This is a genomic window from Novosphingobium clariflavum (genome assembly GCF_026420865.1).
GTDB lineage: Bacteria > Pseudomonadota > Alphaproteobacteria > Sphingomonadales > Sphingomonadaceae > Novosphingobium > Novosphingobium clariflavum.
The window spans coordinates 56,988-83,487 of the sequence record NZ_JAPCWC010000015.1 but is presented as its reverse complement, the minus strand read 5'-3'; the positions used below and the strand labels follow the sequence as shown (position 1 = coordinate 83,487).

Sequence of the window (26,500 nt, the reverse complement as noted above, 5' to 3'; positions counted from 1 at the left end):
GGTTATCCTGCCTCTGTTCCTGAAGCCGCATGTGATGCGGGCTCCGTGGTGGACGGTGAAGGCGCCGGGGAACCTGGCGCGGCGGGAGAACCTGCCGGATTGCTGCGTACCGCCGGATTGAAATTGAGGCGCTGGAGCATCTCGGTACGCTCGCCCATCTGGCGGATCTGGCCGTCGGCCATGACCATGATGTGGTCGACATGGGCAAAGACGGAGGGGCGGTGTCCGACCACGATGACGATCGCCCCGCGCGCCTTGGCCGTGCGCACCGCTTCGATCAGGGCGGCCTCACCGGCGGCATCGAGGTTGGAATTGGGCTCGTCCAGCACGAGCAGGAACGGATCGCGGTAAAGCGCTCGGGCAAGGGCGAGGCGTTGTTTCTGTCCGGCCGACAGGCCTCCGCCCCCAGGGCCGCCGAGGGCATATTCATAACCGCCGGGTAGCGACAGGATCAGATCGTGCACATCGGCGGCGCGGGCCGCGGCGATGATGGCGTCGGGGTCAGCCTCCGGATCGAAGCGGCTGATGTTCTGCGCCACGCTGCCTTCGAACATCTCGATCGTCTGGGGCACGTAGCCGATGTCTCGCCCGAGTTCGACCGGGTCCCACTGGTCCAGCGACGCGCCGTCGACGCGCACCGCGCCGCGCAGGCTTGGCCAGGCGCCGGTGATCGCGCGCATCAGGGTGGATTTTCCCGATCCGCTATGGCCGATCACCGCGAGCGCCTCTCCTGCCGCCAGACGGAAGCTGGCGTTGCTGAGCGTGACGGCGCGCCGTCCCGGCGGACCGCAGAACACGGCCTGGACTTCGAGGTCGCGGCAGGGGCGGGGCAGGCGCAGTGGCGGCACGCGGGTTGGTACGGTGTCGAACAGCTCATGGAGGCGGCGCCAGGCCTGGCTGGCCTCGGTCATGCCCTTCCATTGGCCGATCGTCTGTTCCACCGGCATCAGCGCGCGGGCGCTCAGGATCGAGCCGGCGATGATGACGCCGCCGGTCGCCATGTTCTCGATCACCAGATAGGCACCGACGGCCAGCACCAGTGATTGCAGGAACATGCGGAAGGCCTTGCTGATCACCTGCATGCGTCCGGAAACCCCGGCGAGTTCATCGTGTGCTCCGATGAGGGCGAGGCTGATCCCGTCCCAGCTTTCGTTGCGGCGGCCAGACATGCCGAGTACGCGCAGCACTTCGCCGTTGCGGCGGATGTCCTCGGCCATGGCAAATCGTGCGGCGGCCACCGAGGCGACCTGCTGGGCGGGCTTGCGGCTGCGCTGATCGCCCAGCACCATCAGCACCAGCAAGACGGCGACACCGGCCAGCGTCACCAGTCCGAGCGCCCAGTGGAACACGAAGAGGATGAGCAGGAACATCGCGACATAGGGCAGGTCGAGCAGTGCCAGCGGCCCGGGGCCGGTGATGTAGCCGCGCACCAGGTCGAGATCGCGGACCGGGGCAACACCGGATGGCAGCGGGCCCACTTCGCGTTCGTGGCGGCTCAGGACGTCGTAGATGCGGTCGCAGAAGCGGCGGTCCGCCAAAGCGCCGGTGTGCATGAGTACGCGGGCGCGCAGCACGTCGATTCCGCCCTGCGCGAGATAGGCGAGCGCCACCATCAGCAGCAGTCCGCTCAGCGTTGGCACGCTGCGGCTGGCCAGAACGTCGTCATAAACCAGCAGCATGAAGAACGAGCCCGCCAGCAGCAGCACGTTGAATACCGCGCTGAACGTCAAGATCGGCCAGAGCACCGGCAGCAGCGTGCGCATCATCGCCTTGAGCGACGCGAAGAGGTTTTCACCATTGGGCATCACGCCGTCTCCTCATGGGGGCGGCCCGGGCTGGGCAAAGGGGGGCGGGTGGGCCTGCCGGTCATGGCTGCGGCGCCCTTGCGGGTTCGGGCGGCATGTCGTGGCCCGGTTCTTCGGCGTGTTCGACTGCGACGGCCGAGCGTTTGTACCCCGCGTCGTAGCCGATCACGTCAAGGACCTCGATCACCGGCCCGGTTGGCAGGCCGGTGTAGAACAGCGTTTCATAAGGTGCCGGGTCGAAGGCCGGGCTGTTCGGCGAGAAGCTCTCCGGGCGCAGCTGTCCCATGCTGCCCAGCAGGAGCGCATGGGCGACGTAGAGCTGGGCTTCGGCCTGGGCCAATGCCTGCCGGGACGTGAGCAGGTCACGCGCGGTATCGAGCACGTCGAGCGAGGTGACTTGTCCGGCCAATTGCTGCTGCCGGGCGCCCTCCAGCGCAGCTTGCGCAGCCGACACGGCGCGGGCGTAGGCGGGAAGGGCGCGCCGCGTAGCGGCCAGCTGGTCCCAGTAGCTGGCGACGTTTTCCCGCAGATCGCGCGAGGTCTGTTCCAGTTGCTGGCTGGTGCTGTCGGCGTTCTGCTTGGCCTCGCGGACTTGCGAGGACAGCAGGCCGGACGAGTAGAGCGGCACGGTGAGGGCGACTTGCACCTGTGTGTCGATCTCACGCAGGTCATCGCTTTCGATGGAGAGCGGGGTGCGGGACACCGCGCCCCCGAGATCGAGACTAGGCCTGGTCGCCCCGCGCGCGGCGGCGACCTGATGCTGGGCGGCGAGGAGGTCCATGCGGGCACCCTCCAGCACCGGACTGGATGTGGCGGCAATCGCCTGGGCATCCTCGATGGTGCGGGGCAGAGGCGGCAGTTGCGGCAAGGGCGCAAGACTTTGCGGATAGCGGCCGACGAGGTTGCGAAAGCCGTTGCGGCTGGCCTGCAGGTTGCCCTGCGCCAGTTCGAGCTGGGCCTGGCCGCTGAAGATGCGGTTGCGGGTCTGCTGCAAATCGGTCTCGGTGGCGTAGCGGGCGCCGTAGCGCGCCTGCGTCTGGTCGAGTTGCTCGGTCAGCAGCGTGAGGTTTTCGCGAGCGATGTCGACCAGTTGCTGGTCGCGCAGCACATTGGCATAAGTGACGATGACCTGAGCGATCGTCTGCTGTTCTGCGGCGTGAAGATCCGCCATCGAACTGCCGTAACCGGCTTCGGCCACGCGGCGTTGGGCGCTGAGCCGGCCAAACGTGAACAGGGGTTGTTCCAGCGATGCCGAGAAGTCAGGCGTGAATCCGTGCTGGCGGATCGTCGTCTCCCCGTTCACGCTGACGCGGCGCATGGCAAACGTGTAGGCGGCATCGGCACTGAGTGTCGGGCCGAACCGGGCCTTGCCCTGGGCGATCCGTTCTTCCGCGGCGCGGGTGGCGGCGCGACCGGCGGCGAGCGAGGGATTCTGGCGGAAGGCGATGTCGATTGCTTCCGCCAGCGTCTCCCCTCTGGCCGGAGCGGCCAGGATTACCGGCAGGGTCAGCAGCACGACGGGGATTGTCGCTGCCAGCAGGACATGGCGCATCGTGCCGTGCCTGCGCGGCAGCGAAGGCGAGGTGGTCTGCGGCGCATGCCCGCCACCCTGTACCAGCGCCAGCATGGATGCCGGCGCGGATCGTTGCTGGGCACGCTGCTGCCAATCCGAAATCGGTTTCCTCAAGGCCTGTTGTCCCCCCGACGTGGTTGGGCGCGCACGACGTCACCAGCCATCCCGGAACCGATCGGCCTTGCGGGTCGCGCGGCTTATCGGTTCTTTTCCTGAGATGGAGTATTCGGAATTCGAGCTGACGATGAAGCGCTAGTGGAACCGTTTTGGGCGTAGATGGGGCGAAGACGAGGCCCATTGCTCCAACATGGAGCAGGGCTGGCCATGTCCGGTCGCATGGAGGCTGTGCCGCCAAGGCTGTCAGGCTCAGGACCCATTAGTCACGCCTGCGATGCGCCGGAATGGCGAACATATCGGGCCATCCGCGCGCCGTGTGTCCCGTTGGTCCGAAATGTTCGTTAACTGGGTGCCTCGACAGCGCTGTCCATGCGTTTACGGCCCAGGCTGCCGGTGAAAGTGATCCAGTGGCGATTGCCTGCGGAAAGGCATTGGCTGTCGAGCGGTCGGTTGTAGCGTGTGCAGTCCCACAGCACCACTTCCACCCCGGTGCGGGCATCGCGAACGTAGAGGAACGATACCGTGCGCACCAGCGGCATGGCAGGTGAGCCGTAGGCTTCCGCGCGCCGGTCCCAGCCAACCACCTTGCAGCGCGGTTGCCCCCGGCACAGGTCCAGCACCCCTATCGCGAGGTTGCCGCCGTTGCCGCCGGCATCGATCTGGATGAAGTGGTCGCCAGGGCCTGCCGCGATCATTTCGGCGGCCACGGGGCGTCCGCTCGTTTCGGCAGTTCCTGTTGGAGCCAGGGCATTGCCGTTGCCGGGGGGCGCATCGCGGTGGGCTTGGGATAGGGCGGCGAGTTCGGGTTCGATGGGTTCCGCTCCCGCCCGAATGGCGGTGAAGGCCGGCTGGCGCCCCCAGTTGCCGCGCCAGCGGAAGAACAGGTGCGTGCCGACACGCGCCACTTTGTCGAGACTATCGCTCCAATATGGATGAACCCAGTCCGTGTGGTAGTGGGTGGCGAGGCCGACGACGGGCTCCGCGCGGCCTTCCAGAAAAGACTCGGCGAGCTTGCGGGCGCGTTGCCAGGCGGCGGGCGAGGGCAGGCGCTGCAAGGCGCCGTCGCACGTGAAGGTGAACTGGCAGCCGGTCGCGCGCTCCGATCCCTGGTAGACGACCGCGCATACGGTGTGCGGAAACGCAGGGTGGTGCACCCGGTTGATGACGACTTGCGCCACCGCGGCCTGCCCCACCGGATCGTCGCCCGCTTCGTAAAGCACGGCGGAAGCAAGGCAATCGAGCGCACGTGCGAAATCGCCGCTCCTTTCGGAGAACCTGACCGAAGTGGGGTGATCCGGTCCCAGCGGGACGAACGCGGCCGCCGCGTTCAACCTACGGGCGGCATCGCTATCGATTGCGGTGGATGGATCGCCATCGCCTGCTGGCGCTCCGGGCAGCACCGTTATGGGCGGTGCGTTGTCGCTTCCTGTGCGCGCTGGTCCGGGGGTGTTCCGGCGCGGGACGGCGGCGTGCAGCGGCGCATACGTGACCGAAGAGCCGGCCAGAAGGGCGCTGGCGAGCGCGGCGATCACCGTGGCTTGCGCGGAGCGGATGATGCGCGACGCGCGCGGGTGCGGTGTTTCGGCCGGTCTCTGCACGCGGCGCGGCATAATCCGGGGAAACGGCATTGCGATCATCGCGTTAGCGTGATGGTCAGCAGCGCATAAGTGCGGGAATAGTGTGGGAAGGGGGCAATGCCCTGGGTGAAGCGGCGATCGTGGCCAAGGGTCGCGTCGGCGCTGAGCCAGCGGTTCAGGCGCCAGCGCGGCCCGGCGGAGATCGAGAGGATGCGCGCGGAATAGTCCTTGGGTCCATAGTCCTCGGCGGTGAATTGCACCTTGCCGACCCACGACAGGGCGCGGCGCATCTCGTACTCACCCTCGATCCGGGCCGTGGTCAACGTGACCGCTCCGACGAGATCGTAGGGGCTGGTGGTGCTGGTCTGCTCGATGCTGCCACGGATCGAGAGCAGGCGCGTGGGAAAGTAGCGCAATTGCCCCGCGATCGAGAGCCCGGAAAATTGCCCAAGTGCCGGATCGACAAAATCATATTGCCGCTCGCCCAGCGCCAGTTGCACGATCAGCACCCGGCTTACTTCGTAACTGATCCCGGCAGCCGCGCTCCAGGCGTCGGCATCGCGGTTCGTGAGGGCTGGCGACATGCGGTAGTCGAAATGGTCGTAACTGCCGCCGGCAAACAGCGTGGTGCGACCGCTGAGCTCGTAACTCGCCGTCAATTGGGCGGCATAGCGCTCACCGTTGCGAAAGCTCTGGTCGATCGCCAGGCCATTGCCCAGACGGGCCTCCTCATAGCGCATGCGCACGAACCGGGCGGCGCCGTCGATCGCGAGCCGGTTGAAGCGTTTGTGCCCCTGCATTGCGGCCTGGATCGCTCGCCGGATCAGCGGATCGCCGAAAGGCAGGTCGTTCTCGGCCGTGCCGCGCTGCACGACCTCCCGGCGATAGGAGGTGCTGGCCGTTATGGAATCGCCCGCTCCGGCGAACCGGGTATAGGAGGCCGAGGCGGCAAATTCGTTCGAATCCTGGCTGGCGAGCGATCCGAAGCGGCTGATGCGGGCATCTGCCTCCAGCGTCGTCCGGCTTGATCGGGTCAGGCGCCTTGCCGTGATTTTCGGGGCGAGCGAGAGGGCGATATCCGATCGGCGGCGCGTGTCGTCGGCAAAGACGTTGCTGTCGCCGCGTGCGGCGAAAACCAGTTCGGGAAAGACATCGAGGCCCGCGAGTTCATAGCCGATGGAGGCATATCCGGCGATCTTGCGGTTGCCCGCGACATCGTCCGGTTCGTGAATTGGCGGCGTCAGCGTTTGCGCGCCGGCCACGGCGGGCAGCGCCGCAAGTCCGCCGGCAAGGGCCAGCATGAGCGTGCGTCTTGGGTGGCGGACGGGACGGGCCCCGGCACCGCCGCCTGCGGGAATGCGCGTGCCCACCGTGCTAGAACTTGCGTTCCAGCACCCGGATCGTGTCGCCCGGGAGCACGGGGGTGGCGCCGTCCAGCCGGTAGAGCGTCTCACCGGCTTCGTCCTTGTGGCGGATGAAGACCCGGCGCTCGTCCGCGCGGTAGGTGAAGCCTTCCGCCTTGGCTACCGCGCTGAAGATCGTCAGGCTGTCCGCATAGGGATATTCGCCTGGTTTGCTGACTTCGCCGAGGATGTAATAGGGGCGGTAGTTCAGCACGTCGATCGACACACTGGGGGCGTCAAGGTAGCCCTGGCGCAAGGCGCCCGCGATCCTTTCCGCCAGCGTTGACGCCGTCAGCCCGCGTGCCTGTACCGCGCCCACCAGCGGGAACGCGACCGAGCCGCCGCTGTCGACCATGTATTCACCGGTTAGCTTGTCTTCGCCGTAGACGGTGATGCGCAGCTTGTCTCCGCTGCCCAGGGCATAGGCGGTTTCTCCTGGCCCAAGCGTGCGCACCGGCAGTTCCCCCGCGTTGGAGCAGCCGCCCGAGAGGAAAGCCATCGATAGAGGGAGTGCAAGCAGCAGGCTGCGCATCGTTGTCATCTCAAGCTTGGCCACGTGATGAATTCTCCGGAACAGATTCGGGATGGTGCTTCAGCCCGGTGGGTGCCGAGGAAGTTGTGGCGCAGAAAGCGCTCTGGCAGCAAAGCATAATGGCCCTAAATCCGATCCTTTTTGGACCTGTATGGTCCGGTTTGGATTGAAAGTGGGGTTTTATACTTTGGGTGGCGTAGTATTCTTCGCGTTGTTGCGAGAATCTGTTTGAAAAAGGCCCGAAACGGCATTTTGAGGGTGTCGCCAGCCCACTCCCTCCCTGACTACGCTCAGGATACTGTCGATAGGGGGCGGTGGGAGAGTGGTCTGGCGGCGCGAAATTCGCTTTTCGCGAATTTCCAGGCGGGCTCTGAAGGAGGTGGCGGCAACGCTACGCCAAAGCGGAGCATACGGTTGCCTCCGTGGCCGGGGTGGCACTCGCCGGACGGTCCTTGCGTGATTGCTGTACCTTGCGCTCTGGCCGCTCCTGGCGGTCTCGGTGCGTTGCAGCCGCCGCTTGGGGTTGCCTTGCAACAAACGTCAGCGCGCGGAAGGAGTTGGTTCCTTCCGCGCGCAGGCTTCGCATTTGCGGGCCTTGGTCTGCTCAGTTGTAGAAGTTGAAGTCGCCGGCGCCGAGCAGTTTGCCATTCATCGAACCGATCGCGATCGTGTAATCGAGGCCGGTCGTGGCGCTGTGGATGATGTAATACTGCGAGTGCGTGGTGCCGTCCGTGCCATATCCCGCGAACGTCAGCGTCGATCCCGCGCCGAAATTGGCGAGATAGATGAAGTCGTTGTTGCCGCCACCTTCCCAGCCGCCAGCGCCGTAGAAGTCATAAATGACGTCCTGGGTCTGCGCGCCGAGGCGCGCATTGCTCGAAAGGCTGGGGTCCATGTCATAGAGATTGATGACAAAACAGTCATTCCCGGCGCCGCCGTACAAGTAATCGACGCCCTTGCCTCCGAAAATCGCATCGCCTTCGTCAGTACCGCTGATGCGATCACTGCCCGCAGTTCCTACAAATTTGCCCATAGATGCCTCCTGGAATAGCTTAACGTATCTGGTCCGCTGCCTGTCCTTCCGGTTATGACTCCGGAAATGGACGCGGATGCGTGCCAGCAATTCACGCCTGCCGATGGAGGCGCGTTAGCGAGCGAGATTGGCGTGGACGACCCCCCCCCCTTCGCGTGACGAAGCTGCCGTTTCTCCTTGTCCTCGCTGCAGCCCGATCCGCGCAGAAGGGGCCGGAATTCCGGCCCCGTGCATCGCAAAAAGGAAAGCATTGACGACTCGATAAGCATACATCTTGGTATTCATTGTTTACAATGTTGGGCGAGGTCCGATTTCGGTTGATGTCATGACTATAAGATCCGATTTGGATATTTATGGTTCTGGTGATGGATTTTTGTGTTTGATATTATTCAACACGTACAAGACATTGCTTGTTCATTCTTCGGCCGGGAGCACGAATTGCACTTTGACGGTCGCGCGCGCCATCATCCGGCTCCAGCGGGGCGTTGTGCGCCGCAGCGTCCGGTTTGGTGCATTTGGCTCACCGCATGGCTGTTGGGGGTGGTCGGGCGCTCGGCATGGGGCTGGGTACTCCGGGATCGGGTGGCCCGGTGCGCCGGTGCGCAAACGGGGCGGGCATTGTGCGGGCATCGAGCATTGCGATGCGTCGTTTCGGCCCGGGCTCCTGCATATGTGCGCTTGGTTCGTATCGCTCGACCAGATGGAGACTTGTGGCCTTATGTTCAGTCGGCTTCCCGCAATTCCCGTGATGCCTGATGCCGTCATGGCGTCAGGGGCGAAGAGGGGATCGAGCCGTGTGCCATGGGCCGGCCGGATCGCCGGATGGGCCTTGCCGGTGCGCCCGAAGACTGGAGGGCAGGCATGAGGTTGCTGCACTACGAGCCTGCCGTTCCGAATTTCGGGGACGATCTCAATCCCTTGCTCTGGCCTGAGCTTGCGCCTGGGCTGTTCGGGCCGGATGTCTCCTCGCCGGGCACCGGGGCAGGCGAAAGCACTGCCTTTGTGGGGATCGGTACCATCATCGGCATCGATCCGGCCGGATGTTCCCGATTGCATGTCTTCTCCAGTGGAGCCGGCTATTCCGATCCGGTGCGCTGGCAGGGGCTCGATGTGCGCTACCACTGCGTGCGCGGCCCGGTGAGTGCCCGGGCGCTCGGACTTCCGGCGGATCGGGCACTGACGGACGGTGCGGTGCTTGTTCCCCGTTCGCCGCTATTTGCGGACCTGGCGTCGAGGCCGCGGACCACGAGAACGGTGGTCGTGCCGCATTATGAAACGCTGGCATTCCCGGGATGGTCCGCGGCCGCGCAACTGGCGGGTTTCGATATCGTCGATCCCCGGGGCTCTCCGCGTGACGTGATCGCGGCGCTGGCCGGTGCGCGGCTGGTGCTGACGGAATCGCTGCACGGGGCCATCCTGGCCGATGCTTTCGGCGTGCCTTGGCGAGGTTTTGCCGTTTCGCGCAATTTCTCCACGGCGAAATGGGGGGACTGGGCGGCCTCGCTGGACATGGACGTCGCTGTCGCGCTCGTGCCGCCGCCCGATCCCATGCCCCTGCTGCGTTTCGGCAAGCGGCCCGAGCCATTCGGCACGATGATCGCGCTCGATCCCGAGGCAGCGCTTGCCGAATTTCGGGCACGTATTGCCGCGCCGCCAAAGGTGGCGTTGGTCCGACGGCAGGCCAAGCGCGTGCTTGAAGCGGTGCCGGTCACGCGGCGGTTGCTTGGCTTCAGCCCCGAACGCACGGCGCAGGCTCTGGTGGAACTGGCCACGCGCGATCCGTTTGTCAGCAATCCCTCCAGGCGGGCTGGCCTGGCCGATGAAATGCTTGAACGATTGTACCGCCTGGCGAAGAAAGCGGGGGCGAGTGCAGCCGTGCTCGCCTGAACGCTTGCACGGTTTGATCCAGCCTCCGGCCCGGGATGGGGCAAGCATCGAGGTCCCCGCCGAACGCATGAGGCGGTTCACGCTTGCCCTGTTGCGCCGCAGCGCGTTATGCATGGGGGCGTCCGTGCTTAGGCTCGCTCCATGTGGTATCGCCTCATGCCATCCGGTGACAATTCTCCCCAGAATGCATCGCAGCTGCCTGTCGCATCCGGGCGCGGGCACCATCATGCCGCTACCGATCGGGGGCAGCCCAACTTGCAATCAGAAGGCGAAGGCATGGCTGAATTTCCCGCCGGTTCCCATGAAACCACGCCGCGAGGGCAGGGGGCGGCGGGTTTCGGGGCAGGACCGATCCTGTGGCGGGGATGGCTGGTCGGCCTGGTGATCAGCCTTGCCTGCTGGGCACTGCTTGCCTGGGTGCTTGGTTTCGTCTGAGATCAATGGGTAAGCAGCGCATTTGGGCCTGTGCGCGCTCGCCTTTCCCGCTTTCAGTGCTCACGCCCTGACATTGAGGTGCCATTGAGGCTGTCCGGGGGCGCCCCGGACAGGTTCCACGGTCCTTGCCGCGGGTCTTGCGGTTCAGCGGGCGGCTTTCGCAAAGGCCTCCAGTGCCGCAAGCGCTATGCTCTGCGGGGTGTCCGGGGAGCGGCGGGGCAGCAAGGCCGGCCGTGATTGTGCGATGGTCGTCAGTGCTTCGCGCAAGGACCGGTTTTCGTGTTCCAGTGCCTCGAGCCGCCGCGCGGTTTCGTCGAGCACCTGTGACGGGACCCAGCTGCGGACACCGTTGACGGGACGGGCGAAGCAGTCCTCGCCGCCGCATCGTCTGGCTGCGCGTGCCAGAGCCACCAACAGTTCGCCGAGCTGGGAGAAGGCCGCGGCATCGATCGACACCGGCGCTGAACCGGCGGTGCCCGCGGAAGCTGCGATCATGCTCTGGCCGGCCTCAAGACCGGCAGAGGCCAGGTCGTGCAACGAGGCTGCCGGCTGCGGTGGCGGCGGCGGCAGTGGCGGGGAGGGGGGAGCGGGGGGCTGGTCGGTCATTGTTTGGTGGGTTTTGGAGGTTCTTGTCGTTTCAGCGGTCGCGCGGTGCCCTCATAGATCCGGAACAGTGAACGGCACGCCAATGGTTCCCTAAGGGGGGCGTTCGCTGATCTCGTTTTTGCGGGGGGCGGCATGAGCCGAAATCTATCTCTCTTTCTCGATCTCTTGCGGCTCTTTGCTGCCTTGCTGGTCTTTGTCGGCCATGCCGGACAGGTCTACCGCATCGACCTGCCCGTCATCATCGGGCACAGCGCGAAGGAAGGCGTGGCGATATTCTTCGTGCTTTCCGGTTTTGTCATCAGCCATGTCGTCACGTTCAAGGAGCGTGACTGGCGCAGCTATGTGCGCGCGCGCGCGCTGCGGATGTACTCGGTGATTCCGCTGGCAGTCCTGGTGCTGATCGTCTGTTATGCGCTCGGAACATATCTGGTGCCGCAAGTCTACGTGGCGGCCGCGCCGGACGGAGCGAAAGCGGCGGGGCTGGGGGGCGTGCCGCCAGGCTGGTTCGAAGTGCTGCGTTATCTCACTTTCACCAACGAACTCTGGTTCGACCGTGCGACGATCGTCACTGGCGCACCGTTCTGGTCGCTGGCTTACGAGGTGGCCTACTACACGCTGTTCGCCTTCCTGGTGTTCGCCAGGGGGTCTGCGCGCATTGTGCTGGCCATGGCATGGTGTGCCGTGGTGGGGCCGAGAATCGTGGTCGCCTTGCCGCTCTGGCTACTGGGCGTGTTCATTCATCGGTTGGTCTTGCGGGGGTGGCGTTTGCGCCCGGCCATCGGTTGGCCGCTCTTCGCGGGACTGCTTCTGGCGAGTGTCGTATGGAAAAAATACCTCGGCATTTCAGCCATTCCCTTGTTCGAATGGCCCACCGTCGACAGGCTGATTCCCAGCATGGCATACTACTTTGGTCTGGGGCTGCTGCTGGGAGGAGCGATCGTCGTTTTTGCCTCGGTGGAAACTACCTACAGTTTCTTTCCAAGCTGGTTCGAAAAGCTCGTGCGCTACTTCGCGGGGGCGAGTTTTACCCTGTATATCATGCATCTACCGGTCATGGTTCTGATCGGTGCAGTGTGGCCGCAGTGGGTCGCCACCCCCGTTGGAGCGCTGTCGGCCAGCCTTTTGACCATTGCCGCGATGCTTTTTCTTGCTGAATTGGGGGAGCGTCGCAAGGCGGACATCATGAAAATAATTTCAACTATTTCCATGATGTTATCGCGAAAAAGCGTTCGTTCGGCGTGAGTGCAATCGTTGACATCGATTAACTGCCATCTTTAGACCGCCGTTCCGCGGGGCGGTCATAAAAGCCAATTCCAGAGACGAGGGAATATTTCCCTGTAATTCTGGGGTTTTGAATTATGGCTTTTCCTTATACGAACGCTCTCGGAACTGTACTTAACTACTCCGGGGCCTCGAAGAAGGTCTTTTACGGGACCTCGGCGGCGGACAATCTGCTGGGTACGACCGCAAACGACATCATGCGGGGTTATGGCGGCGGGGACACCTATACCGGCGGTCTGGGCGACGACATCTACTGCATCTCGTCGCTCAAGGACCGTGTGGTCGAACTGGCGGGCGAAGGCGTCGATACGATCCGCAGCACTGTCTATCACATTCTTGAGGCGAACGTCGAAAACCTCGTTCTCGAGGGCAAGAACGCCTGGTACGGCGGTGGCAACGATCTCGACAACGTCATCGTCGGCAACGAGTACGACCAGCAACTCGACGGCGGCAAGGGCAACGACGTCCTCGTCGGCGGCGATGGTGCAGACACCTTCATCATCAGCGCCGGTAACGGCAGCGACGTGATCCAGGACTTCACCAGCGGTCTCGACCAGATCCGGCTTGGGGGGTACGGCATCACCGCGTTCAGCCAGATCAAGTCGATCGCCAGCCAGGTCGGCGCCGACACCGTGCTCAATTTCGCCAATGGCGAAAAGCTGGTGCTGCGCGGGGTCACCGCCAGCAACCTGACTTCCGGTGATTTCAACTATCAACTCGACACCGCGAAGCTGAAACTGTCGTTCTCCGATGATTTCAATTCGCTCAGCCTCTATAGCCAGGGCGGAACCTGGCGCACCGAATATGGTCATGGCGGTACGGGCACGATTGCCAGCCACACGCTGGCGGGTGAATCGGAGATCTACATGGATCCCGAATGGGCCGGTACCGGCTCCAAGCCGCTGGGCGTCAATCCGTTCTCGATCGACAGCGGAGTGCTGACCATCACCGCTGCACCGACCAGCGCCGAAGTTCTGCCATATGTCGACGGGCACACGTATACCTCTGGCCTGCTGACCTCGAAGTTCACGTTCTCGCAGCAGTACGGCTATTTCGAGATTCGTGCGAAGTTGCCTGATGGCGCCGGCATGTGGCCCGCGTTCTGGCTGCTGCCGACCGACAGTACGTGGCCGCCGGAGCTCGACGTGTTCGAGATGCTCGGCAACGATCCCAATGTCGTCTACCTCACCACCCACGGCATCGACGGTTCCGCCAACACCTCGGTCCAGGACCGCGTGGTCGTCGATACCTCGCAGTTCCACACCTACGGTGTCGACTGGAATTCCGACCGCGTCATCTATTACATCGATGGCGTCGCGGTTGCCGAACAGCCGACCCCTGCGGTGATGAACAAGGAAATGTACCTGCTGATGAACCTCGCGGTCGGCGGCAGCGGCAGCTGGGGGGGAGGCCCCGATGCGCAGACCGGCACGGGCAAGATGCAGATCGATTACGTGAAGGCCTATCGCACCGTCGATACCGTTTCGACGACGATCAACGGCCAGCACACGACGTATGACGGCAGTGACTTCGTAAAGGCCGCGTCGGTCACGCCGCCGGCACAGACTGCGGCTGCCCAGACATTCACGGGCACGAGCGGCAACGACGTCTATCAGGTCGGCAATGCGCAGGACAAGATCAGCGAAAGCACAGGCGGTGGCAACGATTCCGTGGTCGCTTCGGTCAGCTACGTCCTGCCCGCCAATGTCGAGACCCTCACCCTGGCAGGCGATGCCGCGCTCAACGGTACCGGTAACGAACTGGCCAACCGCCTGTTCGGGAATTCAGCCGCGAACGTGCTGTCGGGGCTTGCCGGCAATGACTACTTTGACGGGCAGGGCGGCAATGACACCCTGATCGGCGGCACCGGAGACGATACCTATGTCGTCAACGACGTGATGACCCGGGTGATCGAAAATCCCGGCGAAGGCACCGACACGATCCAGACGTCGATCTCCTATGTCCTGCCGAATGCGGTCGAGAACCTGCGCCTCACCGGTACGGCGGACATTACCGCGACCGGCAATGCCGATGCCAACCGGATGATCGGCAACAGCGGCTCCAATGTGCTCAGCGGCCTTGGCGGCAACGACTATCTCGACGGGCAGGGCGGAAGCGACACCCTGATCGGCGGCAAGGGCGACGATGTCATGGTGGTCGACAATGGAACGACCACGGTTATCGAGCAGGCGGGCGAGGGGACCGACACCGTCCAGGCCTCGATCACGTACAAGCTGCCGGCCAATGTCGAGATCCTGCGACTGACCGGGACGGCCGACATCAACGGTGCGGGCAATGAGCTTGCCAACAAGCTGTTCGGCAACAGCGGGGCAAACCATCTGGCGGGCGGTGCCGGCAACGACATCATCGACGGCGGCGCCGGTGACGACATGATCGCCGGGGGCGCGGGCAACGATACGCTGACGGGCGGTGTCGGGGCCGACCAGTTCGTTTTCGCGGGCGGGTTCGGCATCGACACCGTTACCGACTTCGCGGCGGGCCAGGACAAGTTGGTTCTTGTCGGTACGTCGACCAGTTCGGTTACCATCACCACCCAGGGCGCCAACACCATCGTCACCGTCGGCACCGACAAGATCACGCTCACCGGCTCCGCGCACATCGAGATGAGTGACATCACGTTCGTGAACGACGGCGGATACATGGCATCGATGGGTTTGGTGGCCTGATCTGCCGGGGCAGGCAGCACTTGCCCTGATCGCATTCAAAGCGGAGCAATCCCCTGTCCCCTGCGGTCGACGCCGCATAGCGGGAAAGCTATCGAAGTCGCGGCGCCATCGGGTGCCGCGGCTTCGAAAGCATGTATCGATGCATTCCACGGGCAGTGTTTGCGCCTTGCAGGCGGCATTGGACAAGGCGGCCGCTGATGGTGCGCTGCGGATCCTGGCGCCGGCCATGCGTGTTCCTGCAAGGGAGGGCAGCGCGCAGCGCTACGCCCCAGCGCCGCCGGCACGGCATCTGCACGCCATCGCGATCAAGAGGGGCAGGCCATGACGGGTGGGGTAATGGAAGTCCGGCGCCGAACGCTCGCCGCGGCCCGGCGATCCGAAGGGAGGTACGGCCCGCAGGGCGGTCGCCGCAGCGCGCTGGCCGTCTGGCTGGCACGGCGCGATGTTCAGGACGGGGGGCTGGCCGGGTTGATCGTCCTGGCGCGCATCCCTGCCAACTTCGGCATGCCCGGGGCGCTGGCCTTTCTGCTGCTTGCCACGTTTTACGCCGTCCTGCGGCCCGAGCAGGTGCGCGCGGTCTTTACGCGGTGCTGGATGTTCCTGGTCATTCCGCTGTTCGCGCTGGCGTCGGTCGGCTGGTCGGCCTTCCCGATGGTGACGCTGCGCGCTGCGGTACAGATGGCGCTGACGATCATGGCGGGATTGCTGTTGTCACAGTCCAGCAGGCCGCGCGTCGTGGTGGCCGGGTTGTTCGTGGCTTATGCCGTCTACACCCTGCTGACCCTGGCGCTGGTGCCGCTACGCCCGATCGAGAATGGCCAGAGCCTTGCGCTCTACGGCCTTGGGGGAGAGGTGAAGAACTATTTTTCCGACACGGCGAGCACCGCCAGCCTGCTCGCCTTGACGATGGCGGCGCTGTTTGCGGAACAGCGCGCGCCGCTGCGCATGATGCTGGCCCTCGGGGTGACCGGATTGTGCGTATGGACGACCGTGCGCGCCAATTCGGCCGGGGGCCTGGCGGCGCTGGCGGTGTCCGGTGCGCTGCTGGTTGTCCTGCTGCTGCTGCGGGAGCGTTCGCGGGGGGTGAAACTGGCGTTCGTGTGCATGGTCGTGCTGTGGCTGATCGGGATCTTGTGCTTTTTCGACACCATCCTGGCGCATGTTCAACAGATGTCCGAAAAGGATAGCGGGCTCACCGGGCGGGGGTACCTGTGGTTCCGGGCCCACTTCATCATCGCCGAGCGGCCCTTGCTGGGATATGGCTATGCGGCCTTCTGGCATGCCGAGAATCCCGATGCCGTGGGCCTGTGGCACCATTTCGACTTGCGGCAGGAATCGACGGGCTTCTCGTTTCACAACACGTTCCTGCAGACCATTGTCGAGACCGGGCTGGTGGGATTGGCGGTGCTGCTGGCTACCTGGCTGGCAGGGTGCCTGGCGCTGTTGCGCCGCTTTGTGTTGACGGCTTCGCTGCCGACCTGTTTCTGGCTCGCCTACATGGCGCTGCAACTGACCAAGACCCCGGTGGAATTGATCCGCCCCACCGGATTGGTGGCACCGACGATCCTGCTGGGCATCGCGCTCGGTTTTGGATGTTTCCCGGTTGGGCGTGATCAGGCGATAGCGTTGCGCGTCCGGCGCGGACCGCAGTCGTCAGCGTCCGGCTAGCGGCCAGACGGTGATGCGCCGGATCGCATAGCGGCCGGGAAAGGGCGTCGAGGCATCGGGCTGTCCGGGCCAGCTGCCGCCCACCGCGAGATTGGCGATGAGATAGGCACTTTCCTGAGTGAGTGGGGCGGGGGTGGCCGTGCTGGCAACGGCCTCCCGGTCGACGAACCAGGTGATCGTGCGCGGTGTCCACATCACACCGTAGCGGTGGAAGTCCCGGCTCGCATCAAAGGCCAGGGCGATGCGCCGCGTCGTGCGCTGCTTGCCGGTGATCGCCGTGCAGTGGATCTCGTGCGGATTGCCGAGCCCTTCGAATACGTCGATCTCCCCGGCATCGGGCCATGTGCCCTTGACCGGCAGGAGCCAGAACGCGGGCCACATGCCTTTGCCTGCGGGCAGCCGTGCCTCGATCTCGAAATACCCGAACTTCTGCGCAAAGCTGAACCGGGTGGTGATTGCGCCGCCATAATAGGGTTTGCCCCAGACGCGCGGGCGCAGCGCCTCCGGCGTAGGCTGGCCCAGAATGGTCAGTTCGCCGCGTCGGAAGGTAAAGGGATCGAGGCCAAGCGGCACGGCACCTGCCATCCCGCCGCTCACGCCGGTAAACGCGGCGTCGGAGGCGAAGCTGCTGGCGGACATCTGCCGGTTGCTGATCGCAAGGCCGCCGCCATGGCCGTAGACGGTCCGCCAGCGATGCGGCCGGGCCGGTCGTGTCTGGTCGGTGCCGTGGTCGAACTGCTCGAACCGTTCGTCGAACGCCGGGGCGGCCAGGGGAGGCAGGTGCGGCATCGCAGCGGTTGCCGGAGGGGGAGCCGCCGTTGGCGCGGCGCTCGTCAGCAGCAAGGCGCCGCCAAGGCCGGCGGCGCGCCGAAGCCAGCGGTTCCCCGGCAGTACTGCAGGCGCGCGCGTCCATCTGTGGCAATGCGGCATCGCGGACTGGTCCTTGACGATCGGCATGGCGGAAAGACTGGCTGAAAGCGCGGTGAATGTCCGCAGTGCGGTCGATTAACCGTATCCACAATGGAGGCTTCATCCATTCGCCTGGCCTGCTGCCTGCGTTAGCCTTGCTATGTCGTTGCCGGGGTAGGCTGGTCCTTCTCCCGATCCCGACCGGCGCTGCGCGGCCGGTTATCCTGTCGGAGCATGATGGCCCTTGTCCGGATCCACGAACCCGCCGGAAGTTTCTATCCTGATCGTTGCACGCAACACGGCGCCATTCATCGGATCCGCGCTGGCTTCGGCGCGGGCGCAGAGCGTGGCAGATGTCGAAGTGCTCGTCGTTGACGATGGCTCGACCGATGGCACCGCGGATATCGTGCGATGGCACGCCGCCCAGGACGTTCGCGTGCGGCTGATCGCCGGCTCGTGCAAGGGGCTCAGCGCCGTGCGTAACCTCAGTCTGGACGCCTGCCGGGGCCGCTTCGCTGCCATTCTGGATAGCGACGACATCCTCCATCCACGTCATGTCGAACGACTGCTCGCCGCGCAGCGGGCCCATGGCGATGAAATCTGCGCCGCCAACATGGTGGAGTTCCAGGGCGATGGCAAAGGCCTGCGGGCGGGCCTTTTTGCGGATGGCAAGGCGTGGCGCGCGGAGCGGCGCATCGGGCTGGACGAATTCCTGGCGGGCAGCATGTTCGGCAGCCGCGCGGTGTCACCCGGCTATCTCAAGCCATTGTTCGACATGGCGTTCATGCGCCGCCACGGGCTCCGTTATGACGAACGGCTGCGGATCGGGGAGGATTTCGATCTGGTGCTGCGGGCGATGCTGGCCGGTGCCCGCTACCGCTTCCTCCCGGCGCCGGGCTATTATTACCGGCGCCATGCGGCGTCTACTTCGCACCGGCTGTCGCCACTGGATCTGGAAGGCCTGCTGATGGCGCTCGACGCTGTCGCTGCCGCTGCCGGGGCGGCCGGGGAGGCAGCCCCCTTGCTGAGCGCGCGGCGCGACAATCTGGCCGGTGCGCTCGCGCATCTCGAGGTCATCGCTGCGCTCAAGGGGCGGCAATGGCGGCGGGCTTTGCATATCACCGCCGGCAATCCGGTTTCGCGCCGGCTGACGCTGACCAGCCTGCGCGAAGCGGCCGCGAAGCGCATCGGCCTGGATTTCTCCCGCCTCGCGTCCAGTCCCTGGCTGCGCGGGGAGGAAGGGCAGGGTGCGCTCCGCCAGATCATGGCGGCGCTCCAGGCGCCGATGCACCCGCCGGCAGATCTGTCCATTCCGGCGGCATCGCCGTCTCCGCCCCATTCCACCACCACGCCGCCACGATCCCGGCCAGCCTAGGAGCCCTGCTTGCGACCGCTCGTATTTCTTTTTCCCGATGCGCGCAGCGACGTCGGCGGTAATCTTGCGCAGATGCGGTTCATGCGGGCCTGCACGGCCGTCACGCGCGTGCATCAGGCCTACTATCGCGCCCGGATTGCCGGGCAGGACCATCTCGGAGACTGGGAGGCAGGGCGCATTCCCACCGACGAGGAGCCGATCTTTGTCGTGCACTGGGGCCCCGACGTTGCCGAGCTGGTCGACCGGTTGCAGGACCGGGACGTCGTCTATGTCGCGCATAGCAGCGGCTGGGGAATGAAGCTGCCGCCGCGCGTGCCGATCCTTTGCGTCAGTCGCCATACGCTCGGCTACTGGGGACGTCTTGCGCCCAATTCCTACCTTGGCTTGCTCCCCAACATCGTTGCCCATCCCGGCCCGGAACCGCGGGGGGAACGCGACATCGACGTGCTGGTGCAGGCACGCAAGTCATCCCGCTACCTGATGGACGACCTGGTGCCCGCCTTGCAGGGGCGCTGCCGGTTGACCGTGCTGGATGGCTGGGTCGACGATCTCGGGGCCTACTTGCGGCGCAGCAAGGTCTACCTCTACGATTCCGTGGAACACTGGATTGCCGTGGGCGCGACCGAGGGGTTCGGCCTGCCGCCGCTTGAAGCGATGGCGCAGGGCTGCGTGGTGTTCTCCAGCATCAACGATGCGCTGGCCGACTATCTCGATCCCGGGTTCAATTGCCGCAAGATCCGTGTCCACTCGCCCGATTATGACGTGGCGGCGATCCTGCGCGCGGTTGCCGGGGATGCCCCGCCGGTACCGGGCGAAGAGGCCTTTGCCCCCTATTCGCGGGCTGCGGTGGAACGCCGGTTGCAGGTGCTGCTGGCCGATATCACGCATTTCTTCGCCGCGACGGCGGGGCAGGGTTCGTCGATCGGCGACCTTTGGGCGCATCGCCCGGCTTCCGCGTTGCAGCGGATCAGGCGGGCGGCCAAAGTGCTGGCGCTGGGATAGCCGCTGGCGGCGGTCTCGGGGTCAGGTGATCCAACTGCTGATGTCGCGGAACTTCCAGCCCTTGCCCTCCCTCCAGAACAGGACGGTGCCGCCAGCCCAGCCCGCACTCCATTCCGCGTATCCCCGTGTCTGTTCGCGGTTCATGACGAGGTTCGGCATTTCCAGCAGGCGGAAGTCGGGGGTCTGGTGCTGAAGCTGGTCCTCGCCTTGCAGACCGTAGATGAGGATCGGCATGGTGGAGGGGCGGGCGCAGGCAAAGTCGGCTGCGCTGCCCTTGAGGAAAAGCGGCCATGCGGCGCCGGGAGCCATCCTCGACCAGCCGCCGATCATCGGGACTGAGCCACCTCGGGTCACGGGTTCGATCAGCGCTCTGGCTTCGACCCCGTTGATCCGCGCAAGGATGGCAAGGCGCAGTTCGGTGATCGGGGGCGTGACACCGCCGCATTGCGCCCAGTCGCTGCCGACGAGGAACGGCGCCATCGGCGCGGGACGATCCAGCAGGAGGTGGCGCGCTGCAAGATCGGTGACGCCGTCACCGTCGCTGTCGGCGGTGAGGCGGGCGATGGGGATGTCGAGGAAGAAGTCCCGTTCGGTGGGCCAGGTCTGCAGGGCGACGGGCGGATAGGTGATCGAGCGGGTGTCGATCTCGGCGTGGACCACTTCGATCGTCAGGTCCTGTCCGCCAAGCATCGGCAGCTTTGAGCGGCGCATCACTTCGTAGGGGAAGTGGAATGAGAGCCCGGTATAGCGCGGCACCTGCCAAGTTTTGCCGCCATCGTCGCTGAGGTGGATCCAGTAGCCGCCGGGGCTGATCTCGCCGGCGCGGTCGAACATCCCGGACAGGCTGATGGCGACGGCGCGCTTGTCGTTCCGTTCGAAACGGACTGGTGTGAAGCCGCGCGGCAGTTTGCCCCAGTCTTTCGGCCACTGGGCGTCCTTATCGTCGTCGGCGCCGTCGTTGCCAGTGGTTGCCGGAGCGCTGCGCAGTTCCGGGGGCAGCGGATGGACGGTAAAGTCCGGCGGGCTGGCACGCAGCGCGGGGCGATCTCGCCAAGCCGGATCCTTGTTATCCTCGGTAAATTCCAGGCGCGCCTTGGCCAGATCTGCATCAATGCGGGCACGTAGGGCGAGCCAGCCGTCGAGTGTCATTCCATCGATCCTGGCTATCGCAGCGGCGCGTCGGGCTTCGGCCTGCGCGTCGTCAGGCTCTAAAGTCCAGGTGACGGAACGGCGTGCATGCGCGCAGATCTGCTGGAACGGCGGAGCGGCGAAGACCGTGCATCGCAGGCGGGCCGTGGCGCCATCTGCGCTCGGGCGCTGCGAACCGGAAAAAGCGGCTTCGGCGTAGATGTAAGGGTCCCGCTCGGGAGTGTCGATCGCGTGGAGCAACAGAAGGCCGTCGATCGCTACCTCATCGTGCGGGGCGGTTTTGACATCGTCCTCACCCAGTCCTTCGCGTTTCAGGCAAGCCAGCGCAAAGTTACGGACATCGGGGCGGGTGTTGCTCTGGTAACCACAGGCAACGATGGCGCGCCAGATGCCGGTTTGCGGGGAGGCGATGACGATCGCGCGGGCTTCCGTCTTCCGCCCGGCGTCGAGCAGGGCAGCGGCGATGGAGCTTGCCAGATCGCCCTTTGCAAGCGCGGGAAAGGCGACCGGGAGGCCGTCTATTTCGGCATCGAACGCCGGCTGCACCGCGGGCAGGATGGCCTGTTGTTCGGCAGGGGAGAGGCCGTCATACAGCGCCAGGCCCTCTGAAACGAGCCCGGCATCGAAGGCCAGGGCGATGGCCGTTCGGGTCATGCGCAGGCGCAGGGCATCGCGCGAGGACGGCGCGGCGCGGACCAGTGCGGGCGGGGATGCCAGCCACTCCGCGATCGGCAGTGCGTGGACTTTGTCCATTTCGTCCGACAGCAGCAGTTCGCTCAGGGTGGCAGCCGCATGTGCGGGATCGGCTGCGGCGAGGCGGGCCTGGTACACGGGGCACTGGGTGACGCTGGCAATGGCGCGCAAGGCTTCGAGCGGATCTGCGCCGATGTGTTCGAGCTGTTCGAAGTGCGCTGTGCAATGGTCGATCTGCCAGAGGGCATCGGCGGCGATCTCGATCGACAGCCGTGTGCCCTGCGCGGCTTTGGTGTGGTCCAGCAGCCGGCTGGTCATCGCTGCGGCGGCCTCTTCGTCCGACGCAAACCCGGATCGCCAGGCATAGTCCTGCATTCTCAGCCAATCGCGCGCGAGATCGAGCATGGCGGGGGCGGCCATGCCGTGTTCTTTCGCAAGACTGGCAGAGATAACGGGAAGAGGATGCGCCTTGAGGCCTGCCAGCAGGGCCCTGGCCCAGTGGTCGAACCCGGGCGGGCGCGAGCGGTAGCCGGGTAGGCTAAAGTCAGCCGCTTTCTCGCGCAGCGCCTCGTCCGAGAAGTCATGCGGCTGGGCGTCGCTGCTGACCATGACCTCTTCGGTTATCTCCTCGACCGAGGGTTGCGGGCTGGCGCTGGCTGGTGCGGGCATCGTCAGCACAATTCCCAGCGCCAGCGCCGGTATAAAAAGCAGTTCCGATCCCGATCGCACTATGTGTGCTCCCACCCGTTGCCTGGTGCTTATCGTTTCCAATCAGCACTTTGGTGAGTGTGGTGACGGCTCTCTCGGGGGACGGCAAGCGGAATTTTGCTGGGTGGTGCTGGGCAACCGGTCTTACGCCGCCGCGCACGCTTTTCGTGCCTTTGCCAGCCTGCGCAACTGGACAAAGACCGTGCGATCCTGCGCCGCGAAGGCGCCGAAGTAGATCACTGCGGCAATTGGCAGCCAGAGCGCGAGGATCGCCGGTTCGCTCATCCGGCTTTCGCAGTATTGCACGCCGGGCAGGACGATCGCGGCCATCAGGCACGAACTCGACAAGGCAGGTCGCAGGCTGGCGATGACCTCGCGCAGGGTGATGCCGGTGTGCGTGCGCAGCAGATGGAAGCCGTAAGGCAGGATCAGATAGCCTCTTGCCACGCCGGTCATCAGCATGGCCTGCCAGCCCCAGCGGGCGGCGAGGGCCGCGGCGGCGATGCCGGCGACGATCTGCAGGGTCGTCCACGAGAGGACCTGGCGGGATTCGCCGGTGGCGGCCAAGGCGCCAATGATCAGGTTGTTCATCTGCGAGGCAACGACCGCGCAGGCGAAAATGCGGATGGCGTCGGCCACCGGCTCCCACCCGGGGCCAAAGACCAGCGCGACGATTTCATCGGCGATGGTAACGCAGCCGAGGAAAGCAGGGAACATCAGGAACGAGGAGAGGCGGCTGAGCTGAAGGTAGCTTTCGCGCAGGGCTGTCCCGCCATGTTCAGCCTCCCCGTGGACCGCACGGGCGAGCACCGGCATCGAGACTTGCTGGAACGGCGTGTAGGTGATCTGGTTCAGCACTTCCATCACGCGCGATCCGGCGCGAATGAAGGCCACCGCCACCGGGCCGATCAGCGCGCCGCTGATCAGTTCCGCGCAGCGGATGTTGAGCTGGTTCAGCGTGCGGGACAGGCCGAGATAGCCGCCGAAGCGGATCATCTCGGCGCAAGTCTGCCGTCGGAACCGCATGCGAGGCCACCATGGGTAGCTGGCCCATACCGCCAGGACCAGGGCGCCGGCAAAGGCGATGCGCTGGGCGACGAGGGCCCAGACCCCGAAGCCGAGCAGCGCCATGGGCAGTCCGACCGCTGCTCCGGCCAGTGCCGCCACGAGGTTGCGGATCGCCACGGAGCGGAACCGCAGGTCCCGCGTCAGCCGCGCGGTGTGGATCGCACCCAGCGGCGTGATCGTGAAGATCGCTGCGAGCGCCATGGTCACCGGGGTCAGGTCGGGCTGGCCGAAAAGCAGCGAAACGAGCGGGGCAATCGCGATCGTCAGCAGCGTGAACAGCATGCCGCAGGCAAGATTGGCCCAGAATGCGGTGTCAGCGTCGCATTCGTCGAGCGCGCGCCGCTGGACCACGGCTTCGTTGATGCCGGCGCCGCTGATCACCAGCAACAGGTCGATCACCAGCGCGGCCATGGCGACGAGCCCGAAGGTCGCCGCACCGAGCAGCCGGGCGAGGATCGCGAACGTGACAAAGGCCAGGGCCTGGGTGCCGATGCTCGACACCGTGGACCAGACAAGCGGCGAGAGGATGCCCGGGCGTTGGTGGGTCATGCCGCCGACGCACCCGGTGCATTGCGGAGCCGGCCTTGTACCGGCCAACCTTGTAGCGGCCAACCCACGGCCGGCCGGCCGGCGTTCGCCCGAAGCTCAATCGGCATAATAGCCTTTGAACTTCTTGTGATAGCCAAAGGCGTCGCCGAGGCCGGCGCTGGCATATTGGCGGGCGTCGAGGAAGCTGAGGGCAATGCCGGCAATCGTGCTGCCGCTCTGGCGCAGCAGCTCCAGTGTCGTTTCCACCGCGCGCAGCGGCGTGCGGCGCCACCGGGCGACCACCAGCGTGGTATCGGAAAGCCGGGTGACGATGCGGGTCTCGGCGAGCCCGAGCATGGGCGCGGAATCGAAGATCACGATATCGAACCGCGCCTTCAGCGCCTCGATCAGCCGCATCATGCTCTCGCGGGAGATGCCTTCGCCGCCCCCCATCTCGCCCCGCGTGGTCAGCACCATGAGGCCGCTTGCCGTATCGCGGGTCAGCGCCTCGTCGATCGGCAGGGTGCCGTCCAGCACACGCAGCAGGGCCTCGCCTTCACGCCCGGGGACCAGCGCGTCCGAGGTGGAGTGATGGCGCAGGTCGGCATCGACCAGAACGACGGTGCGACGCGACAGCGCCAGCGTGCGCGCCAGGCACATGGCAGTGGTCGACTTGCCTTCGCGGGGCAGCGGGGACGTGATCGTCACCACGCGCTTGCCGTCCGCTCCCAGTAGATCGAGGCTGGAGGCAAGGTGGCGCAGGCTTTCGGTGAACATCGAGAAGGGGCGGGACACGACATAGTCCTGCGGCGCGATGCTGCCGCGTTTGACCCGCGCCGCCGAGTGCAGGGTGGGGATGGCACCGATGTAGCTGGCGCCCAGCGCCTGCTCGATGTCCCTGCGGGTGGACACCCGGCTCTCGGCGTACTCGGCAATGCCGGTGGCGGCGAGGGCCGCCACCAGGGCGACAAACAGGCCGGCAAGGGCGCCGAGCTTGCGGTTTGGCGAGATCGGGCCGCTGGGCACCTGGGCGGCGGAAGCTATGCTGGCGTCGGTATCGGCAAGCGAGCCGGCCTGGGCGGCTTCCTTGGCACGGGTGAGGAAGGCGTTGTAGATGGCGCGGCTGGCCTCGGCGCGGCGTTCGAGTTCGAGGCGGCCGACCTGGGCCGCGCTGTTCTGGGCCAGCGAACCGCGGGCGCCGCCGCGGCTTGCCAGCAGCGAGTCGAGCCGAGACTGGGCGATCTGCACATCCGCGCGCAGGCCCGAGACGATGCGCGAGAGTTCCGCCTGCAACTGGGCGTGGATGTCGCCAAGCTCGTTGCGGGCCTCGATCACGTCGGGGTGGCGGTTGCCGTAACGGGCGTCAAGCTGGGCAAGGCGGGCGCTGGCCTCGGCTTCCTGCTGGCGCAGCTGGCGCACGGTGTCCGATGCCAGTGCGGCGCCGATGTCGGCTCCGCCGCCGCCGCGCGCGAGTTGTGACTGGGCGGCGGCGAGCCGTCCGCGCTGCTCAGCCAGCGCGGCCTGGGCTTCGGCGATCTGGCGGTTGAGTTCGGACACTTCCTGTTCCGCCATCGTGGCGCCTTCCGCGCTCATCAGGTTGTGGCGAACCATGTAGTCCTGCAGGGTGGCATCGTCGGCCACGGCCTGGCGGCGCAGGGTCTCCGCGCGGGCTTGCGCATCGTCGGCCGATTGGCGGCTGCGCGACTGCTTCTGCTGCGCGCTCAGCGCGATGTAAGTCTGGGCGATGCCGTTGGCGAGTTCGGCGGACAGTTCCGGATTGCCTGTGCGCGCCGTGACATCGACCAGGTAGGTCACGCCGATCCGGCGAACCTTGGTGAGGGCCAGCACCCGCAGCATCGCGCGCCCTTCGGCAAGGGTCGTCGCGCCTTGGGTGCCGCCACCGACCGGTCCGTCTGCCGCGCCCGGCTTTTCGGGAAGACCGAAGCCCTCGCGCCGGTCAAGGTGAAGGCGGCGGACGACGGCAATCGTCAGCGCCGGGGAGCGCATCATCATGACGGCGGTGTCGATCAGGTTGTCGTCCGCCGGGGCGAGGGTGCCGCGATCGTTGACCTTTACCGGTTGCCCTTCGCGCGGTTCGAGCTGGAGGGTCGCAGTGGCCGAATAGATTTTCGGGGTGATCCACAGCACGCCGCCGGTCAGCAGCACGACTGCCAGGAACGTGCCGAGGAATAGCCAGCGATGACGCAAGATAATCTCGCGAATAAAAGAAGGATCGGGAAGTATCTTCCTTGATCTGCTTTCCATCAATTCATCGAATGGAAGATTGTGAGTAATACTGTTCAAGATGTTCCTCCAAAACAGATGAAGTTCGAATTGATGGGTTTGAGGGTTGGGAACTAAATAATCCCGAAGTTCAATTCGATCCGATGACATCCGTACAATGCCTGTCTGCGATTTGACGGGGAACAGGATTTTCATCGGATTGAGAGTAGATTTCGGGATA

Annotated in this window: 18 protein-coding genes; 7 read left to right on the top strand and 11 right to left on the bottom strand. The window is 65.4% G+C overall.

Annotated elements, in window-relative coordinates; genetic code table 11:
- Positions 1-2: 2 nt before the first annotated feature.
- From OKA11_RS17005 to OKA11_RS16980, 6 genes are all read right to left on the bottom strand, one after another.
- Positions 3-1,805 carry a type I secretion system permease/ATPase gene (locus tag OKA11_RS17005; protein ID WP_267222472.1) on the bottom strand — a complete coding sequence of 601 codons (1,803 nt, stop codon included), beginning with the start codon at positions 1,803-1,805 and terminating at the stop codon, positions 3-5.
- 61 nt (positions 1,806-1,866) lie between these two features.
- Positions 1,867-3,432 (bottom strand): TolC family outer membrane protein, encoded by a 1,566-nt coding sequence (locus OKA11_RS17000; RefSeq protein WP_267222470.1) that lies wholly within the window; start codon positions 3,430-3,432, stop codon positions 1,867-1,869.
- A 404-nt stretch (positions 3,433-3,836) separates the two neighbouring features.
- A complete protein-coding gene (locus OKA11_RS16995; RefSeq protein ID WP_267222468.1) occupies positions 3,837-5,093 on the bottom strand; it encodes a cell wall hydrolase in 1,257 nt (418 codons plus the stop codon).
- A 35-nt stretch (positions 5,094-5,128) separates the two neighbouring features.
- A complete protein-coding gene (locus tag OKA11_RS16990; protein WP_267222467.1) occupies positions 5,129-6,373 on the bottom strand; it encodes an outer membrane beta-barrel protein in 1,245 nt (414 codons plus the stop codon).
- Between the two features lie 73 nt (positions 6,374-6,446).
- On the bottom strand, positions 6,447-7,031 hold the full coding sequence (locus OKA11_RS16985; RefSeq protein ID WP_267222465.1) for a polysaccharide biosynthesis/export family protein: 585 nt from the start codon (positions 7,029-7,031) through the stop codon (positions 6,447-6,449).
- A 580-nt stretch (positions 7,032-7,611) separates the two neighbouring features.
- Positions 7,612-8,040 (bottom strand): hypothetical protein, encoded by a 429-nt coding sequence (locus OKA11_RS16980; protein ID WP_267222463.1) that lies wholly within the window; start codon positions 8,038-8,040, stop codon positions 7,612-7,614.
- Between the two features lie 822 nt (positions 8,041-8,862).
- Between OKA11_RS16980 and OKA11_RS16975 the strand changes: the two genes are divergently transcribed.
- Together OKA11_RS16975 and OKA11_RS16970 are read left to right on the top strand one after the other, a co-directional pair.
- Complete coding sequence (locus OKA11_RS16975; protein ID WP_267222461.1) at positions 8,863-9,927, top strand: polysaccharide pyruvyl transferase family protein; 1,065 nt, start codon at positions 8,863-8,865, stop codon at positions 9,925-9,927.
- Between the two features lie 276 nt (positions 9,928-10,203).
- Positions 10,204-10,362 (top strand): hypothetical protein, encoded by a 159-nt coding sequence (locus OKA11_RS16970; protein WP_267222459.1) that lies wholly within the window; start codon positions 10,204-10,206, stop codon positions 10,360-10,362.
- Positions 10,363-10,506: 144 nt separating this feature from the next.
- Here the strand turns inward: OKA11_RS16970 and OKA11_RS16965 are convergent, their stop codons facing one another.
- Positions 10,507-10,857, bottom strand: coding sequence for a hypothetical protein (locus tag OKA11_RS16965; RefSeq protein ID WP_267222457.1), 351 nt, complete (start codon positions 10,855-10,857; stop codon positions 10,507-10,509).
- A gap of 243 nt (positions 10,858-11,100) precedes the next feature.
- On the opposite strand from OKA11_RS16965, the gene OKA11_RS16960 reads away from it, so the two are divergent.
- The 3 genes from OKA11_RS16960 (at position 11,101) to OKA11_RS16950 (ending at position 16,604) form a co-directional block, all read left to right on the top strand.
- A complete protein-coding gene (locus tag OKA11_RS16960; RefSeq protein WP_267222456.1) occupies positions 11,101-12,210 on the top strand; it encodes an acyltransferase family protein in 1,110 nt (369 codons plus the stop codon).
- Positions 12,211-12,326: 116 nt separating this feature from the next.
- Positions 12,327-14,936, top strand: coding sequence for a family 16 glycosylhydrolase (locus tag OKA11_RS16955; RefSeq protein ID WP_267222454.1), 2,610 nt, complete (start codon positions 12,327-12,329; stop codon positions 14,934-14,936).
- 321 nt (positions 14,937-15,257) lie between these two features.
- Positions 15,258-16,604, top strand: coding sequence for an O-antigen ligase family protein (locus tag OKA11_RS16950; RefSeq protein WP_267222452.1), 1,347 nt, complete (start codon positions 15,258-15,260; stop codon positions 16,602-16,604).
- Here OKA11_RS16950 and OKA11_RS16945 read toward each other — a convergent pair.
- Positions 16,590-17,561: a glycoside hydrolase family 16 protein gene (locus OKA11_RS16945; RefSeq protein WP_267222450.1), complete on the bottom strand. Its 972-nt coding sequence runs from the start codon at positions 17,559-17,561 to the stop codon at positions 16,590-16,592. The two genes, OKA11_RS16950 and OKA11_RS16945, sit on opposite strands and share 15 nt — an antisense overlap.
- Before the next feature lie 196 nt (positions 17,562-17,757).
- Here OKA11_RS16945 and OKA11_RS16940 point away from each other — a divergent pair, with 196 nt between their 5' ends.
- Both OKA11_RS16940 and OKA11_RS16935 read left to right on the top strand, forming a co-directional pair.
- Complete coding sequence (locus OKA11_RS16940; RefSeq protein WP_267222448.1) at positions 17,758-18,888, top strand: glycosyltransferase family 2 protein; 1,131 nt, start codon at positions 17,758-17,760, stop codon at positions 18,886-18,888.
- A gap of 9 nt (positions 18,889-18,897) precedes the next feature.
- Positions 18,898-19,890, top strand: coding sequence for a glycosyltransferase (locus tag OKA11_RS16935; protein ID WP_267222446.1), 993 nt, complete (start codon positions 18,898-18,900; stop codon positions 19,888-19,890).
- A gap of 21 nt (positions 19,891-19,911) precedes the next feature.
- On the opposite strand, the gene OKA11_RS16930 is transcribed toward OKA11_RS16935, so the two are convergent.
- The 3 genes from OKA11_RS16930 to OKA11_RS16920 form a co-directional block, all read right to left on the bottom strand.
- Positions 19,912-22,461, bottom strand: coding sequence for a hypothetical protein (locus OKA11_RS16930; protein ID WP_267222444.1), 2,550 nt, complete (start codon positions 22,459-22,461; stop codon positions 19,912-19,914).
- Between the two features lie 123 nt (positions 22,462-22,584).
- The gene (locus tag OKA11_RS16925) at positions 22,585-24,057 is read right to left on the bottom strand and encodes a lipopolysaccharide biosynthesis protein (protein WP_267222442.1); all 1,473 of its coding nucleotides are present in this window, start codon (positions 24,055-24,057) and stop codon (positions 22,585-22,587) included.
- A 96-nt stretch (positions 24,058-24,153) separates the two neighbouring features.
- The gene (locus tag OKA11_RS16920; RefSeq protein ID WP_267222440.1) at positions 24,154-26,244 is read right to left on the bottom strand and encodes a GumC family protein; all 2,091 of its coding nucleotides are present in this window, start codon (positions 26,242-26,244) and stop codon (positions 24,154-24,156) included.
- Positions 26,245-26,500 lie beyond the last annotated feature (256 nt).